Source organism: Streptomyces sp. D2-8, assembly GCF_023184515.1.
Taxonomy (GTDB): Bacteria; Actinomycetota; Actinomycetes; order Streptomycetales; family Streptomycetaceae; genus Streptomyces.
Genome location: NZ_JAAHBP010000017.1, coordinates 179,573 through 196,694, shown reverse-complemented (window position 1 = coordinate 196,694; position 17,122 = coordinate 179,573). Strand labels below are relative to the sequence as shown.

The following is a 17,122-nucleotide window of genomic DNA, read 5'->3' as shown; positions in this document are numbered from 1 at the left end:
CGGTCAGCTCCTCACGAGGGTGGCGGCGGGGGCCGGGACGCGCTCCGCGAGCGGGATCACGGGCGGGATCGACTCGGGCGGCTCCCCCAGCAGCACCCGGCGCACGACGCGTTCGGCGGCACGCCCGTCGTCGAACTGGCAGAAGCGCTCCCGGAACGCGCCCCGCAGGGACGTGGCGGACTCGTCCGCCCAGGAGCCGTCGCGGAAGACGGCCGCCAGTTCCTCGGGTGTGCGGGCGACCCGGCCGGGCGGGAGTTCCATCAGGTCGAAGTAGACGCCCCGGGTCTCCCGGTAGACGTCCCAGTCGTCGGCGTACACGACGATCGGCCGGTCCAGGTTGGCGTAGTCGAACATGATCGACGAGTAGTCGGTGATCAGCGCGTCCGCGGCCAGGCACACGTCCTCCGACGAGCGGTGCCCGGTGACGTCGATGATCCGGCCGCCGCTCCTGCTCGCCCCCTGGTCGTAGAAGTAGTGGGCGCGCAGCAGCACCACGTAGTCGTCGCCGATCGCCTCGCAGAACTCCGCCAGGTCCAGGCCGGACTCGAAGCCGGTGGCGTAGTCGCGGTGTGTGGGCGCGTAGAGCAGGGCCTTCTTGCCGTCGGGGACGCCCAGTTCCTTGCGGACGCGGGCGACGTCCTCGGCGGACGCCGTGCAGTAGACGTCGTTGCGCGGATAGCCGTACTCGAGGGTCTCGTGCGTGCTGGGGAAGGCCCGCTCCCACATCTCGGTGGAGTGCCGGTTTGAGGTGAGGTTGTAGTCCCAGCGGTCCACGCGGGCCAGCAGCTTGGCGAAGCTGCCCGTCGCCGCGGCCACCACGGGGTACGTCGCCTGGTCGGCGCCCATCGTCTTCAGCGGGGTGCCGTGCTGGGTCTGGAGGTGCACGCTGCCGGGGCGCTTGACCACGGCGTCCGCGAAGTTGGCGTTGTTGACCAGGTACGCGGCGCGGGCCAGCACGTCCCAGTACTTCCGGCTGCCGATCACGGCGTACTCCACGTCCGGTGGCACACTGCCCACCGCGTCCGGCTCGACCAGGAACACCGCGCGCAGGTGCGGCGCGAGTTCGCGGGCCTTGGCGTGGATCGCGGCCGGGTTGCAGGCGTAGCCGCGGCCCCAGTACGCGCAGTACACGACGAGGTTCCTGTCGAGCGGGAGGCGCAGACCCGCCGCGTAGCGCAGCCGGGTGCGCAGCCCCCGGGGGCGGGGGAGCAGCGCGGCGGTCCGCAGCGCCGTCCGGTTGGCGGCGCGCAGGGCGCGGAACGCCGCGTACGACCCGGAGGCGAGCAGCCGGTGCTGGACGCGGAGGCTGCCGCCGGGCGCCCGGTAGCCGGCGGGGCGGTGCCGCCGGTACAGCGCGCTCGCCCGCCGGAAGAACGCCCGGCGTCCGGACGTCAGCCGCCCGGGATGGGCGGCCGTCTTCAGTACGGCCGCGAAGAGCTGCTCGAACAGCGGCTTCAGCCGCTCCGGCGCCAGCCCCTGCTCCGCGGCACGGGTCAGCACCAGCTCGGTCTGGTCGAGCAGTTCGGCGTGGTGTGCGCCGGGGAGGCCAAGCCGGTTGCCCTGCCGGCGCAGCAGATGCCGGACGACGACCGCGCGCAGGGCCGCCACCCGCTCCGCCCGCAGGGCGACCAGCCCGCCGAAGCCGACGTCCGTGAAGTGGTCCCCGGGGAAGGCGAGGTCCTGTTCGGTGAGGAAGGCCCGGCGGTAGACCGCACTCCAGGCCGGCAGCGCCACGCCCGTCAGCTGCGGGGCCCGGCCGGGGGAGAAGGCCCCGTCCGGCGTCCGGGCCAGCAGCGGCGCGGCCGGGTTGGTCGGCTCGCCCTCCCACCAGGGGGTGCGCTCGTGCTCGAAGTACAGGACATCCACCGGTGCGTCCGCGTCACCGGCCCCGGCCAGCCGGGCGTCCAGCGCCGCCAGCGCCCCCGGGACCAGGACGTCGTCGCCGTCGAGGAACAGCACATGGCCGCCGACGGCCGCCCGCAGCCCGGTGTTGCGCGCCCCGGCCAGACCGGCCGACGGCGGGGAGTGCACCGGCGTCACCCGGGAGTCCCGCTCGGCGTACCCGGCGACGACGTCCGCCGCCGGTGCGTCGGGCGCGTCGCACACCGGGATCAGCTCGAAGTCGCCGAACGACTGGGCGAGGACCGAGTCCAGCGCCTGGGACAGCCGGCCCGCGACCCCATGGGACGGGACGACGATGCTGAAGCGGGGCATTCTGCTCTTTCTGTCGGGAGGCGGGTCTGCTGGGGGCGGGTCTGCCGGGGTCGGGCCGGCTCAGGCGGCGCGCGGGCGTCCCGGCCGCCCGGACGGGCGCCAGGAGGGCGGCCGGCTGGGTGTCGGCCGCGACGGACTGGAGGGCATGCGGACTCCCCGGAGTGAGAACCGTGGTCAGAGGCTGTCGGTGACGGCGTGGGGGCCGGCCGGCAGCGGCACCGTGGTGAGCGGCTCACGCGTCAGCGCGGCCGCCGCCGAGGGCACCGGGCGGCGCTCGCCGAGCGGCACCACCGGCGGCAGCTCCGACTCCCCGAGGACGACCCGGCGCACGACCCGCTCGGCGGCCCGGCCGTCGTCGTAGGTGCAGAACCGCTCGCGGAACGCCGCCCGCAGCTGGGCCGAGCGGGAGCCCCGCCAGTGGCCGGTGGCGAAGATGTCGATCAGCTCGTCCTCGCCGCGGGCGACCGCGCCCGGCGGGATGTCGCGCAGGTCGAAGTAGGTGCCGCGGGCCGCGTCGTACGCCTCCCAGTCGTCGGCGTGGACCACGATCGGCCGGTCCAGGTTGGCGTAGTCGAACATCAGTGACGAGTAGTCCGTGACCAGGGCGTCCGAGGCCAGGCAGAGCGACTCCACGCTCGGGTGCTCGGAGACGTCGACCACCCGGCCGCAGGTGCGGGTCAGCGGGGCGTCGTAGGCGTGGTGGGCGCGGGCCAGGACGACGAAGCGCGGGCCGAGGCGGCGCACGATCCGCTGGAGGTCGAGGGGGTGGCGCTGGGAGCGGCGGTAGTCGCGGTGGGTCGGCGCGTACAGGATCGCCACCGCGCCCCGCGGGATGCCGAGCGAGGCGCGCAGCCGGGCCACGTCCGCCGGGGTCGCCGTCCGGAACACGTCGTTGCGGGGGTAGCCGTACTCCAGCGTGGTGTAGCGGCCGGGGTGGACGCGCTCGTGGGTCAGTGTGGTGTGGCGGTTGGCGGACAGCACGTAGTCCCACTGGTCGACGTCCTTCAGCAGCCGCGCGAAGTCCCGGCCGCGGGCCGCCGCGGGGCGCTCCTGGAGGTCGAGGCCGATGTGACCCAGCGGGGTGCCGTGCCCGGTCTGGATCAGGACCTGGCCCCGGCGCTTGGCCAGGCGGTCGTCGAAGCCGGTGTTGCTGACCAGGTAGCGGGAGCGGGCGAGCGCCGTCCAGTAGGCGGCCGTCCCGGGGACGAGGCGGCGCGGGCCGGGCGGGACGGTGTGGTGGTGCTCGCGGCGGGCGATCCACGCGGTGCGGATGTGCGGCGCGAGGTCGCGGAACGCGGTCTCCAGCGCGCCCGGGTTGCAGCCGTGGCCGCGGCCGTCATAGGCGGCGAAGACGGCGCGGTCGGCGCGCAGCCGCAGGCAGCGCTGGACGCGGTAGTGGCCGATGAGGGCGGCCGACCGCAGGCCCCGCAGCAGCTTGCCGGTGGCCCGGGCGGCGGCGCGGTGCAGGGCCGAGGCCAGCTGGAGGGTGCGATAGGTGCGGTGCAGGCCGAAGCGGATCAGGACGTGGTGGATCCGGCAGCGCAGGGGGACGGGGACGCCGGGTGTGCGGTAGCGGCGGTAGTGGGCCCGGGCCCGGCGCAGGAAGTCCGCCCGCGAACCGCGGGGCAGCCGGTCCCGCCGGGAGTACACGATCGCCAGATGGTGCACCATGCGGCGGAACAACACCGGCCGCCACTGGGCCAGTTCGGGGCGCTCGTCGAGATACGCGAAGACCCGCTCGTACTGCTCGAAGACGTCGAAGTGCCGCTCGCTGGTGGTGCGCAGGATGCTGCCCTGCCGCCGCTGCCGGTAGTGCACGCAGACCCGGTCGAGGGTCGCGATCGACTCGGCGGTCATCAGCACCGGGTACGTCCACGGCGTGTCCTCGTAGACACCGGGCGGGAAGACGAACCCCTCCCGCTCGACGAACTCCCGGCGGTAGGCCTTGTTCCAGGCGACCATCAGCAGCCGCAGCAGCCCCGGCCGGTCCTCCAGGCGGAACGGCGCCGGGCCCTGCTCGGTGAGCTGGAGGGCCGCCTGGTTGCGGATCGCCTCCCCCGTCCAATAGGTGCGCGCGTAGTCGAAGACCAGCACGTCCGGCTCGCCCGTCTCCTTCAGCCGGTCGGCGATCGCCCGCAGCGCGTCGGGCGTGAGGGTGTCGTCGCTGTCGAGGAACAGCAGGTAGTCGCCGCTCGCGTGCGCCACGCCCGCGTTTCTCGCGCGGCCCAGGCCCACGTTCTCCGGCAGATGGACGGGACGTACGCGCGTGTCGCGGGCGGCGAACTCGTCGATGATCGCGCCGCACGCGTCCGGCGAGCAGTCGTCGACGACGATCAGCTCCAGATCGGGACAGGACTGGGAGAGCACCGATTCGAGGCACTCGTGCAGGTACGCCTGAACCTGGTACGCGGGGACAATGACACTGAACCTGGGCAAGAGGCCATCCATCGGTCGGCGCGGGCGTTCGGCCCGGGAACGGCCGATGGGCCGACTTGGTTACGGTGGCTACGGCATCCGGGGGAACGCGGAAGGGGCGGACCGCCCCGGCCCGCCCCTCCAACTGCCTTGCGCTGAACGCTACTTGACCGCGCCCGCCATCACGCCGGACACGAACTGCCGCTGGAACGCGAAGAAGACGGCCAGCGGGACCACCATCGAGATGAACGCGCCGGGCGCCAGCACGTCGATGTTGTTGCCGAACTGCCGTACCTGAGTCTGCAGTGCGACCGTGATCGGCTGGCTCCCGGAGTCCGAGAAGATCAGCGCGACCAGCATGTCGTTCCACACCCACAGGAACTGGAAGATGCCGAGGGCGGCGATCGCCGGGCCGCCGAGCGGCAGCACGACGCGGAAGAACAGCCGCAGTTCACCGGCCCCGTCCAGGCGCGCCGCCTCCAGCAGCTCGCGCGGGATCTCCGCGAAGAAGTTCCGCAGCAGGAACACCGCGAACGGCAGACCGAAGCCGACGTGGAAGAGCACCACGCCGAGCACCGAGCCGAAGAGGCCGATCTTGCCGAAGAGTTCGGCGATCGGGATCAGCGCGACCTGCACGGGGACGACCAGCAGGCCGACCACGCCCAGGAACCACCAGTCCCGGCCCGGGAACTCCATCCAGGCGAAGGCGTAGCCCGCCAGCGAGCCGATGATCACCACCAGCAGGGTCGCCGGGACGGTGATCCACACGGTGTTCAGCAGGCTGCTGGTGATGTCCTCGTTCTGCAGCAGCTTCGAGTAGCTGTCGAAGGTGATCTGGGACGGCTCGGTGAACACCTTCCACCAGCCGCTCGCCGCGATGTCCTCCGGCGAGCGGAGACTGGCCAGCAGCAGACCGATCGTCGGCACCAGCCAGAACAGGCCGACCACGATGAGGAACACCCGCACCAGCCCGCCGCTGACCCCTTCGGCGAGCCGCGACCCCAGCGACTGTCTGGCCTTCATCGCCGCACCTCCCGCCGCAGCCTGCGTACGTTGAACCACATCACCGGGATCACGAGCAGCAGCAGGAACACCGAGATGGCGCTGGCGATGCCCGGCTGGTCCTCGGAGAAGCCCTTGCGGTACAGCTCCAGGGCCAGGACGTTCGCGTCGTCCTGGGAGGAGCCGGGAGCGATGATGAAGACCAGGTCGAAGATCTTCAGCACGTTGATCATCAGGGTGACGGCGACGACCGCGAGGACCGGCGCCAGCAACGGCACCGTGACCCGTCTGAACACCTGCCACTCGCTCGCGCCGTCGACCCGGGCCGCCTCCAGCAGCTCCCGGGGCACCCCCGCGAGCCCGGCCGCGATCAGCACCATCGCGAAGCCCGCCCACATCCAGATGTACGAGCCGATGATGGCCGGGGTGACCAGGGACGGGCCGAGCCAGTCCAGGCCGTTGTACGGCTCTTTGAAGTTGCTCGCCGGGAGCCGGAGTTGGGCTCCGTCGGCCGAGGCGGGCAGCGTGAAGGTGCCGTCGCCGGCGGCCGTCGCCGACGCCACCACCCTGCCGTCCTTCACGGCCTCGATCTTCATGCCGGCATAGCCCAGCTCGGCCGTGTCGACACTGTTGAGCGTGCCGACGCCCTTGCCGCGCGTGAAGTCCTGCCAGGTCGTCCCCGAGACCTTGTCCGGCTCCGGCTTCGGCGCCGCGGCCGCCTTCGCGCCGTCCGGCATCATGTCGGGTGCCACCCCCACCAGGGGCAGCGAGACCGTCTCGCCGGTGCGGACGGGCGACGTGGTGATGAACGCGCCGCCGCCGGCCGGCTCCAGCGGCGACTCCCGGCCCGGGTGGGCCTTCGGGAACGCCGACGCCTGGGAGAACGTGTCGTGCACGCCCACCCACACCGCGTTCGCCACGCCCTTGTCCGGGTCCTGGTCGTACACCAGGCGGAAGATGATGCCCGCCGCCAGCATCGAGATCGCCATCGGCATGAAGACGACCAGCTTGAACGCCGTGCCCCAGCGCACCCGTTCGGTCAGCACCGCGAAGATCAGACCGAGGGCCGTCGCGACCGTCGGCGCGAACACCACCCAGATGATGTTGTTCTTCAGGGCGGTGCGGATGCCGTCGTCGGTGAAAAGGGCCTTGAAGTTGTCTATTCCGGCGAAGCCGTCACCGGACTGGTCGTAGAAACTGCGCACGACCGAGTACCCGATCGGGTACACCACGAGCGCGCCGAGCAGGACGAGCGCGGGCAGCAGGAACAGCGCCGCGACGGTCCTGCGGGTGCCGGTCACACTCTTGCGCGACTTGGGAGCGGCAGGGGGCTCGGTGCCCCCTGCCGCCGGAACCGGCGGCATGACGTCAGTTCCCGTACGCCGCGGCCGCTTCGGCCTCCAGCTTCGCCTGGGTACCCGCGATGTCCTTCGGGTTCTTCAGGAAGTCCTGGAGGATCTTCCACTCGCCCTTGCCGGGCGTACCGCCGAAGGCCTGCGGGGCCTGGTCGGACATGTCGAAGCGGAAGTCGTCACCGGCGTCGATGAGCGCCTTGGCGATCTTCTGCTGCACCGCGTTCGGGTACGCGGAGTTCGGCACGTTCTTGTTCGGCGAGAGGTAGCCGCCCAGCTTGGCCTGGATCTGAGCCGCGTCGGGCGACGCGAGCCAGGTGGCCAGGGCCTGCGATCCCTTCGAGTCCTCCAGGATCACGGCCGCGTCGCCGCCCGAGACCACCGGTCCGTTGTCACCGACCGCCGGGAACGGGAACACCTTCGCGTCCGTGCCGATCTTCATGCTGGAGGGGATGTTGACCTGCGCGAAGTCACCCGCGGCCACCATGGCGGCCTTGGGCTGGTCCCCGCCGGTGAAGACCTGGGTGACGGACGCCGGGAAGTCGGTCTGCAACGCCCCGTTCGCCCCGCCCGCGATGTAGTCCGGCTTGCCCCAGACCTGCGCGAGCTTGGTCAGCGCGTCCTTCACGGACGGGTCCGTCCACTTGATCTTGTGCTGGGCCAGCTCGTCGTACTTCTCCGGGCCGGCCTGCGAGAGGTACACGTTCTCGAACCAGTCGGTCAGCGTCCAGCCCTCGGCGCCGCCGACGGAGAACGGGGTGACGCCGGAGTCGAAGACCGTCTGCGCGGTGTTGAGCAGATCCGGCCAGGTCTCGGGCTCACTCGCCCCGGCGTTCTCGAAGACCTGGTTGTTGTACCAGATCAGGGACTTGTTGGCGGCCTTGTAGTAGACGCCGTACTGCTTGCCGCCCACCTTGCCGATGTCCTGCCAGCCCTGCGAGTAGTTCTCGCCGAGCTCCTTGAGGGCGTCGGAGCCGAGCGGCTTGGCCCAGCCCTTGTCGACGGCCTGCTTGATGGCGCCGGGCTGCGGCAGCATCGCGATGTCCGGCGGCTGCCCGCCGGCCACCTTGGAGCCGATGAAGTTGATGATCGGGTCCTGCGCGGGCACGAACGTGACCTTGGCGCCCGTGCGCTTCTCGAACTCCGCCAGGACCTTCTTGAAGTTGGCCTGTTCTGTGCCGGTCCACACGGCGGCGATCTCCAGGCTCGTCCCGTCCAGCTTGGGAAGAGTGACGCTGCCGGCGGTCTCCTCGCTGTCGCCCGTGCTTCCTCCACCGCTGTCGCCGTCGCTGCCTCCGCAGCCGGTGAGCGAGAGCGCGAGCGCTCCCGCGGCGACGGTGGCCGCGACCTTGGCGGCTCTGCGGTGCTGGGGGGTCGCCGTGTCCCGCTTGGGCGACCAGCGTGTCCGGATGGTGCTGCTCGTCATGCGCATGACTGCCCCGTTCTTCGTTCCTCGTCGAACGTCGAGCGCGCTCCCGTGCGATCTGGTCTACGCCCGGGTGTGCGGGGGCGGCAAGATGGCGTCGGCTGTCAAGCGGGGGATCGTGACTCCCTCGTGACCAGGGACGCGGCCCCACGACGCCGGACGGGGCCGGCGGCCGTCCCCGGTCACAGGAGCGACGGCACCTTCGCCGCCGCGACCTCCCGCGCCGCCCTTTCGAGCGCGCTGGCCAACAGTGCCAGGTCGGTCGGGCCGTTTCCGAGCTCCCGCACCGGACGCCGGGCCGGAGGGTCACCCATGCGGTGCCATTCCAGGGGGACGACCGTGGGGCGCAGCGTCGCCGTCCGGGGGATCCGGCCGGTGACCCGCCCGCCCTGGAACGGCGTGACCCGCCCGTCCGCACCGGTCACCCGTCCCCGGCCGGGAGCGGGCTCTCCCCCAAGTTCTCGGCTTCGCTCGAACAGGGAGGTGCCCCCACGGCCCGGGACCGGGGCCGGGGCGTCGAGCGTGACGCGCAGGGTGGCCCGGCGCGCCGGTTCCGTCTCCGCCGTACGGGCGCACGGGCCGGTGGCCGCCACCAGATGGATTCCGAGCCGCTCGCCCTCCCGGGCCACGGCCTCCAGCGCGCGCATCACCGACCCGGCCGCGGGCCGCCCGGTCGAGCCGAGCGCCGGGGAGACCAGCGCGTCCAGATCGTCGACGACCACGACGAGCCGGGGGAGCGGGGGCGCGGCCGCCTCCGTCCGCCGCCGGGCCGCTCCGGGCCGCAGCCGCAGGGTGGAACTGGACGGCGAGTCGAGGTCGCCTGCCCCGCCCGCGGCGGCCGCCTCGGCCTGGGCACCGCCCCGTTCCGTCGCCGTGCGCTGGGCGACCATACGGCCCGACAGCTCGCGCCCGGTGTGCCACTCGGCGAAGTCGGACCGCCCGAGCAGCTCGGCACGCCGCTTCAGCTCGGCGCTCAGGGACTGCGCGAACTCCCGCATCCGGACCGGGTCGTGGGCCATGAGCAGCGTGGTGACATGCGGTACGTCCGTACACACCTGCAGGCCCTCGCCGTGGCCGCCGCCCGCGCCCGGGCCGCCCCGGCCGTCGACCAGCACGATGCCGAGGCGGTCCGGCCGCTCGGCGGCGGCCAGGGACGCGACGATCGACCGCAGCAGCTCCGTACGGCCGCTGCCGGGCGGGCCCTCGATCAGCAGATGCGGTCCCTGGACCGCGAGGTCCACGCAGACCGGGCCGCGCGGCCCGGCGCCCAGCACCGCGCGCACACGGCCGCCCAGCGCCTCGGTGTCGTCGGCCGCGTCCGCCCAGCGTGCCATCAGCGACGCCGGGGTCGCCCGGGCCAGACCCAGCTCGTCCAGCAGCCGGGCCGCCTGCGGCAGCGGTGCGGAGACGCGCGGCTGGCGCTCGCTCGCCTGGCCGTCCGTCCGCAGCGGCGCCAGCGCCCGCGCGAACCGCTCGGCCCAGGCCGCGGAGACGGCGTCGACGGTGGCGACCGTGCCGTGCCCGACGGGCCCGGCCGGTGAGCCGTCACCGCCGGCCCGGGCCACGCGCAGCAGCCGCAGGGCCGTCGCCACATCACCGCTGAGCAGCGCGACCGCGCCGCACTGCCGGAAGGTCGGTGTCGTCGAGCAGGCCGCCTCGTAGGTCTCCGTCACGGGCGAGGCCGGGGAGGCGGCGGCCGTCTCGGCCAGGCAGACGACGTGGATCCCGGCCCGGGGGCCCTCCAGCGCCAGCCGCGCGACGGCTTTGCGCAGATCGGCGCCGCCGGGGTCGCCGTCCACGACCACGACCGTGTACGGGCCGGGGAAACCGGCCGTCTCGTCGGTGCCGGTGTCGTCACCCCGGGCCCAGGACGGGCGGCGGGGGGCCGGGACGGAGTGGTGCGGGGACGGGTCGGCACCGGTGGGCGGCTGCGAGCCGCCGATCCCCTCGGGGCCGCCGCCCGGGCCCGCCTCCGCGAGCTGGTCCTCCAAGCGGCGGGTGAGTTCGTCGGTGCGGGCGGCGGCCTGCTCGCGGTCGTGGGCCAGGAGCAGCCGGCAGTCCTGCCCGTGCCCAGGGCGGACGTGCGGCAGCCAGCCCAGCCAGGACCACTCGGCGGTGCGCTCCTCGAGGGGACGGGAGCGGTCCGCGGCGATCAGGACGATCTCCAGCGTGTCGGGGGAGTGCAGCGCGGTGAGCTGGGCCAGCACGGCACGGGCCAGCCCGGCCAGCCGTGCCCGCGGCCCCGCCAGCCCCAGGGCGCCGACCTCGCGCAGCCCGGCCGTCACGGGTACGGCGGGCAGCAGACCCGAGCCGTCCGGTGCCGCCCGGTCGGCCGTACCGAGGCGCACGGCGAGCGCCTCCGGGTGGCCGGGGCCGCGCTCCCACAGCCGCGGCCCGGGCCCCAGGGCCGTGAGCAGCAGCGTGGCCGGGTCCGGCCAGGTCTCCGGCGCGGCCGGCACGACGACCGGGTGGTGCTCCGTCACCCGTGCGGCCGAGTCGTCCTCGTATGCCTCGCGCGGTTCCTCGGCCTGCTCGCCACGGCCTCCGGCCAGCCGCCGGGCCCACGCCCCGAGCCCGCCACGCCTGCGGGTGCCCGGGGGCACGTCGGTGCCGCGGAGCGGAGTGCCCTTGCGCCCACGACCGGCACGCTGCTCCGCGAGGGCCGGGTCGCCGGCACCGGCCGGCCCGTCCGGGCCCCAGGGGTGAGGACCGGTGCCGTGCGCGGCGCCGGCCTCGGACGCCGGCGCGGGCCGGACGGGGGCCGCTTCGCCGAACGCCCCGGCCCCGGAACGACCCGCATGGGTGTCTCCGGCGCCGCTTCCGGGCCGGACCCCGTCGCGCTGCCGCGCGGTGTCGGCCGGGGCGCCGGGAGAGGCCAGGGGCGGCGAACCCTGAGCGGTGGCGTGCTGCGCGGTCTGTGCTCCGTGAGTCCCGAAGGCGGCCTGCGTGGCCCCGGCGGTCCCTGACCGCGATCCACCGCGCGCCTCACCCCCAGTGCCGGCGATCGGCGCCCCGCTCCGGTTGTTGCTTCCCCGGGCCGTGCGCCCGGCGCCCCGGGGCGGCACCTCGCTGTGGTTGCCTGCCGAGCGGGCCGCGTCCGTGGTGCCTCGCGAGGGCGCTTCTCCCTGGGCGTCTCCCGCGCGGGCCGTGCGCCCGGCGCCCGGGGGCGGCATCTCGCTTCGGTTGCCTCCCGAGCGGGCCTCGCCGCCGCTGCCCGCCAGGCGGGTCCAGCCCCCCTGGTCCCGTCCCCGCGGCGCTTCCGACCCCGCGCCTCCGTTCTCGATCCTCGGCGCCCCACCCTGCCCCGGCACTACGGCCGGATCGGCGGAGCCGTGCCCCGAAGCGCCCGGCGCGCCCCAGGCCGCCGAGCCGTAGGCGTGGTGCGTGGGGCCGAGGGGCCCGGCCGGTCCCGGGTCGGCCACGCGCGCGGGAGATGCGGGGGACTCCGCCCCGCCCCCGGCGGGCTCGGCCACGCGCACGTGCCCCTCCCCGTCCGGAGTCGTCTCCACCCGGCCCCCGGGCCCCCCGGCGGGAGCCAGCCGCAGGGCCGACTCGCCGATCCGCAGCAGCGCACCCGGCGCGAAAGCGACCGCCCGGCCGCCCACCCGCGTGCCGTTCACCGTCGTGCCGTTCGTGGAGTCCAGGTCGGCGACCGCGACGCGGCCGTCCGCGCTCACCGTCACCGCGCAGTGCAGCCGGGAGACGTCCGGGTCGTCAAGGGGCACGTCGGCGTCCGCGGAGCGGCCGATGCGGATCTCGCCGCCGTGCAGCAGGTGGACGCCGCCCGCGTCGGGGCCGGCGACGACCTGGAGCTGGGCCGGGGCGTCGTCCAGCTCGGGGTGCGGCTCGGGCTCTCCGGGCGCGCCCACGGACAGCACGGCACCGTCGGTCAGCGGGGGCTCGCCGAGCGTGCAGCGCTGGGCGTCCAGCCGCTGCTCCCCGGCGTACAGCACGGGCGAGCCCGAGCCGTCACCGCCGGAGACCACCTGGGCGAGCGCCGAGGCCACCGCAGCGAGCGCCGTACCGGCGGGTGCCGTGACCAGCACGTCGCTGCGCGGGGCGCGGTCCCGCGCCGGCGCCGACGGGTCCAGCGGATCTACGACGGTCAGCCGGATCTGCATCGCCGTCAGCGGTCCCTTCTGCCCGGGCGCGGAGTCCCCCACCCCGCCCCAGCACGTCGGCCAGTACTGCCAGCATCCTCGCACCTGCCACTGACAGTGCGCCCGTCTCTCCGAAAAAGGTGATCTTGATTGGTCGGCTCTGCCCGCAAAAGTGCCTGAGAGATGACCCACAGGCGATCGCTTGAGATCGGTCACGTCCGTTACCGGCAACCACAAGACCGAGGTGAGCGTCTTTCCTTCGAACGGCTGTGAGGGCCGCTACGTAAGACCCACAGAAAGACGACACTCCGGTCCTCGGCCGCCCGGCACTACAGTGTGTCGGACAGGCCAGCAGGCAAGGCAAGCACCAGGGAGCGCATGACGTGCGGCCGGTAGGCAGCAAGTACTTGCTCGAGGAGCCGCTCGGACGCGGCGCCACGGGCACCGTCTGGCGAGCCCGCCAGCGCGAGACCGCGGGCGCCGAGGCGGCCGTGCCGGGGCAGCCCGGCGAGACCGTCGCGATCAAGGTCCTCAAGGAGGAGCTGGCCAGCGACGCGGACATCGTCATGCGGTTCCTCCGGGAGCGCTCCGTCCTGCTCCGGCTGACCCACCCCAACATCGTCCGGGTCCGTGACCTGGTCGTCGAGGGCGAGCTGCTGGCGCTGGTCATGGACCTCGTCGAGGGCCCCGACCTGCACCGCTACCTGCGCGAGAACGGGCCGTTCACCCCGGTCGCCGCGGCCCTGCTCACCGCCCAGATCGCCGACGCGCTCGCCGCCAGCCACGCCGACGGCGTCGTCCACCGCGACCTCAAGCCCGCCAACGTCCTGCTCCAGCAGTACGACGGGCGGATGCACCCGCTGCTGACCGACTTCGGCATCGCCCGCCTGGCCGACTCCCCGGGACTGACCCGCACCCAGGAGTTCGTCGGCACGCCCGCGTACGTCGCGCCCGAGTCCGCCGAGGGCCGCCCGCAGACCTCCGCCGTCGACATCTACGGCGCCGGCATCCTGCTGTACGAGCTGGTCACCGGCCGCCCGCCGTTCTCCGGCGGTTCCGCCCTGGAAGTGCTGCACCAGCACCTGAGCGCCGAACCGCGCCGCCCGTCCACCGTCCCCGACCCGCTGTGGACGGTCATCGAGCGCTGCCTGCGCAAGAACCCGGACGAGCGGCCCAGCGCCGAGAACCTCGCCCGCGGCCTGCGCGTCGTCGCCGAGGGCATCGGGGTGCACGCGAACTCCGCGCAGATCGCCGCCGCCGAGGGCGTCGGCATGCTCCTCGTGCCCGACCCGGCCCCCGCGCCGGTGCCGGACATGTCCGGCGACGCCGACCCGACCCAGGTCCTCCCGCAGGGCGCCGGTTCGTACGACCCGAACGCGGCGACCAGCGTCATGCCGCACACCGGCGGCCCGGGCGGCGCCGCCGACCCCACCGCCGTCCTGCCGGGACGGGGCGCGGCCGACCCGACCGCCGTCATGCCGCCCGTCCCGCCGGGCTCGCCCGGCCACCCCGGCCAGCAGGGCGGCCCCGAGGACCCGCACCCCTGGCAGAACCAGCTGCGAGCGGCCCGCGACCGCAACGAGCAGACGCAGGTCCAGTACCTCGACCCGAACGAGGACCCGCTGCGCCGCCGCCCCCAGCGCCAGGTCGCCCGGCCGCAGCAGCAGCCCCCGCGCCGCCAGGCACCCCCGCCCGGGCCCGGCTACGGTCACCCGCAGCAGCAGCCCCAGCAGTACGCCCCGCAGCCCCAGCGGCCCCAGCCGCCGCAGCGCTACGCCCCGCCCGCGCCGCCGGCCCAGCCCCAGCAGCCGCAGCGACCCCAGCGCGAGCCCCGGCAGCCGCGGCAGCGCAGCGCCAACCCGATGCGGATCCCCGGGCTCGGCTGCCTGAAGGGCTGCCTCTTCACGATCCTCATCCTGTTCGTCGCGGGCTGGCTGATCTGGGAGCTGAGCCCGCTCCAGGAGTGGATCGGCACCACCAAGGGCTACTGGGACCAGCTCACCGACTGGTTCAACACCGTGACCGGCTGGTTCGAGAAGCTCGGCGGGAGCGGTTCCGGCACGAACTGACCGGAACCGCCCTGCGGGGTTGGTGATTTGTCGACACCCGGCGGGTGATTTCCGCCTCTACGGTGAAGGTTGGCTCTCCGGACGCGTAGTTTTAGCGACAACACGCGTCGGTAGGAGCAGCCTTGGCACGGAAGATCGGCAGCCGGTACACCGCCCACCAGATCCTCGGGCGGGGCAGCGCCGGCACGGTGTGGCTGGGCGAGGGGCCCGAAGGCCCCGTCGCCATCAAGCTGCTGCGCGAGGACCTCGCGTCCGACGAGGAGCTCGTCGGACGCTTCGTCCAGGAGCGCACGGCGCTGCTCGGCCTGGAGCACCCGCATGTGGTGTCGGTGCGGGACCTGGTCGTCGACGGCAACGACCTGGCGCTCGTCATGGACCTCGTCCGCGGCACGGACCTGCGCACCCGGCTGGACCGGGACCGGCGCATGGCCCCCGAGGCGGCCGTCGCGATCGCGGCCGACATCGCCGACGGACTGGCCGCCGCGCACGCCGCGGGCGTCGTGCACCGGGACGTCAAGCCGGAGAACGTCCTCCTGGACATGCAGGGCCCGCTCGGCCCCGGTGGCTCCCACCGCGCGCTGCTGACCGACTTCGGCGTGGCCAAACTCATCGACACCCCGCGCCGGACCAAGGCCACGAAGATCATCGGCACGCCGGACTACCTCGCCCCGGAGATCGTCGAGGGCCTGCCCCCGCGCGCGTCCGTCGACATCTACGCGCTCGCCACGGTCCTCTACGAGCTGCTGGCGGGCTTCACCCCCTTCGGCGGCGGCCACCCGGGCGCGGTCCTGCGCCGGCACGTCACGGAGACGGTCGTCCCGCTGCCCGGCATCCCGGACGAGCTGTGGCAGCTGCTGGTGCAGTGCCTGGCCAAGGCTCCGGCCTCACGGCTGCGGGCCTCGGAGCTCGGCGCCCGGCTGCGGGAGCTGCTGCCGATGCTGGCGGGCATGCCCCCACTGGAGGTGGACGAGCCGGACACCGAGTCCGCGGAGGAGGCCGAGCGCGAGGAGCAGCCCACCGGCCCGGCCCCGGCCGGGGAGCGGGTCCGGCGGCGGGGCGCGGTCCCCCTGGTGCCGGGCGCCAAGCCGGCCGATTCCAACCGTGACACCCACACCTCGATGCGCGTCCCCGCCCCCGACGAGCTGGCCGGCGGCGCCCACGGCACCGCCCGGGCCCCGCGCACCGCGGGCACCCCCCGACCCGGCTCGGCCCGCAACCGCGCCGCGGCCCGGCGCCGCCGGGTGGCCCTGGGAGCGGGCGCGGTCGCCCTCGTGGCGGCGATCGGTGTCGGAGCCTGGCTGACCACGTCGGACGACGACGGCGGCGCACCTCCCCAGGACACGAAGAACTCCGCCCCGCAGACCCCCTGAGCAGCCGGCTCCGGCCGCCCGGCGATGGCCGCCGGGCGGAGCCGTTACGCTGGAGGGCGTGGCAGTCGTCGACGTATCCGAAGAGCTCAAGTCCCTCTCCTCGACCATGGAGTCGATCGAGGCCGTTCTGGACCTCGAGAAGCTGAGGGCAGACATCGCCGTGCTCGAGGAGCAGGCGGCCGCGCCGTCCCTCTGGGACAACCCCGATGAGGCGCAGAAGATCACCAGCAAGCTGTCCCACCTCCAGGCCGAGGTGCGCAAGGCCGAGGCCCTGCGCGGTCGCATCGACGACCTGGGCGTCCTCTTCGAGATGGCCGAGGAGGAGGACGACCCGGACACCCGCGCCGAGGCCGAGTCCGAGCTCGCCGCCGTGAAGAAGGCGCTGGACGAGATGGAGGTCCGCACCCTCCTCTCCGGTGAGTACGACTCCCGTGAGGCGCTGGTGAACATCCGTGCCGAGGCCGGCGGCGTCGACGCCGCCGACTTCGCCGAGAAGCTCCAGCGCATGTACCTGCGGTGGGCCGAGCAGCGCGGCTACAAGACCGAGATCTACGAGACGTCGTACGCGGAAGAGGCCGGCATCAAGTCGACCACCTTCGCCGTCCAGGCGCCCTACGCGTACGGCACCCTCTCCGTCGAGCAGGGCACGCACCGGCTCGTGCGCATCTCGCCCTTCGACAACCAGGGCCGGCGGCAGACCTCCTTCGCGGGCGTGGAGATCCTGCCCGTGGTGGAGCAGACCGACCACATCGAGATCGACGAGTCCGAACTGCGCGTGGACGTGTACCGCTCGTCGGGGCCCGGCGGGCAGGGCGTCAACACCACCGACTCCGCGGTGCGGCTGACCCACCTCCCCACCGGCATCGTCGTCTCCTGTCAGAACGAGCGGTCGCAGATCCAGAACAAGGCGACCGCCATGAACGTTCTCCAGGCGAAGCTGCTGGAGCGGCAGCGCCAGGAGGAGCGGGCCAAGATGGACGCCCTCAAGGACGGCGGGAGTTCCTGGGGCAACCAGATGCGTTCTTACGTCCTGCACCCGTACCAGATGGTCAAGGACCTGCGCACCGAGTTCGAGGTCGGCAACCCCGAGGCTGTGTTCAACGGCGAGATCGACGGCTTCATCGAGGCCGGAATTCGCTGGCGCAAGCAGCAGGAGAAGTAAGTTTGTCGACAA

At 73.7% G+C, this 17,122-nt stretch carries 9 protein-coding genes; 3 read left to right on the top strand and 6 right to left on the bottom strand.

Features of this window, described 5'->3' with window-relative positions:
- Positions 1 to 3: 3 nt before the first annotated feature.
- The 6 genes from G3I77_RS27110 to G3I77_RS27085 all read right to left on the bottom strand — a co-directional run bounded on the left by G3I77_RS27110 (position 4) and on the right by G3I77_RS27085 (position 12,530).
- Positions 4 to 2,214, bottom strand: a complete 2,211-nt coding sequence (locus G3I77_RS27110; protein ID WP_248507927.1) for a CDP-glycerol glycerophosphotransferase family protein — start codon at positions 2,212 to 2,214, stop codon at positions 4 to 6.
- A 174-nt stretch (positions 2,215 to 2,388) separates the two neighbouring features.
- Positions 2,389 to 4,650, bottom strand: a complete 2,262-nt coding sequence (locus G3I77_RS27105; RefSeq protein ID WP_248507926.1) for a bifunctional glycosyltransferase family 2 protein/CDP-glycerol:glycerophosphate glycerophosphotransferase — start codon at positions 4,648 to 4,650, stop codon at positions 2,389 to 2,391.
- Positions 4,651 to 4,791: 141 nt separating this feature from the next.
- Entirely contained in the window at positions 4,792 to 5,652 is an 861-nt protein-coding gene (locus tag G3I77_RS27100) for a carbohydrate ABC transporter permease (RefSeq protein WP_248507925.1), read from the bottom strand.
- Entirely contained in the window at positions 5,649 to 6,995 is a 1,347-nt protein-coding gene (locus G3I77_RS27095) for a carbohydrate ABC transporter permease (protein ID WP_248507924.1), read from the bottom strand. Before G3I77_RS27095 ends, G3I77_RS27100 begins: the two co-directional genes overlap by 4 nt.
- 4 nt (positions 6,996 to 6,999) lie before the next feature.
- Positions 7,000 to 8,415, bottom strand: a complete 1,416-nt coding sequence (locus G3I77_RS27090; RefSeq protein ID WP_248507923.1) for an ABC transporter substrate-binding protein — start codon at positions 8,413 to 8,415, stop codon at positions 7,000 to 7,002.
- Between the two features lie 176 nt (positions 8,416 to 8,591).
- Entirely contained in the window at positions 8,592 to 12,530 is a 3,939-nt protein-coding gene (locus G3I77_RS27085) for an FHA domain-containing protein (RefSeq protein WP_248507922.1), read from the bottom strand.
- Between the two features lie 362 nt (positions 12,531 to 12,892).
- Between G3I77_RS27085 and G3I77_RS27080 the strand changes: the two genes are divergently transcribed.
- The 3 genes from G3I77_RS27080 to prfB all read left to right on the top strand — a co-directional run bounded on the left by G3I77_RS27080 (position 12,893) and on the right by prfB (position 17,110).
- Positions 12,893 to 14,578, top strand: a complete 1,686-nt coding sequence (locus G3I77_RS27080; protein WP_248507921.1) for a serine/threonine-protein kinase — start codon at positions 12,893 to 12,895, stop codon at positions 14,576 to 14,578.
- 122 nt (positions 14,579 to 14,700) lie between these two features.
- Positions 14,701 to 15,948, top strand: coding sequence for a serine/threonine-protein kinase (locus tag G3I77_RS27075; protein WP_248507920.1), 1,248 nt, complete (start codon positions 14,701 to 14,703; stop codon positions 15,946 to 15,948).
- Positions 15,949 to 16,006: 58 nt separating this feature from the next.
- Entirely contained in the window at positions 16,007 to 17,110 is a 1,104-nt protein-coding gene (prfB, locus tag G3I77_RS27070) for a peptide chain release factor 2 (RefSeq protein ID WP_248507919.1), read from the top strand.
- The last annotated feature ends 12 nt before the right edge of the window (positions 17,111 to 17,122 follow it).

Excerpts from the sequence above, each read along its gene's own strand:
- G3I77_RS27110 (WP_248507927.1), bottom strand. The coding sequence starts at position 2,214 with ATGCCCCGCTTCAGCATCGTCGTCCCGTCCCATGGGGTCGCGGGCCGG.
- G3I77_RS27100 (WP_248507925.1), bottom strand. The coding sequence starts at position 5,652 with ATGAAGGCCAGACAGTCGCTGGGGTCGCGGCTCGCCGAAGGGGTCAGC.
- G3I77_RS27095 (WP_248507924.1), bottom strand. The coding sequence starts at position 6,995 with ATGCCGCCGGTTCCGGCGGCAGGGGGCACCGAGCCCCCTGCCGCTCCC.
- G3I77_RS27090 (WP_248507923.1), bottom strand. The coding sequence starts at position 8,415 with ATGCGCATGACGAGCAGCACCATCCGGACACGCTGGTCGCCCAAGCGG.
- G3I77_RS27085 (WP_248507922.1), bottom strand. The coding sequence starts at position 12,530 with ATGCAGATCCGGCTGACCGTCGTAGATCCGCTGGACCCGTCGGCGCCG.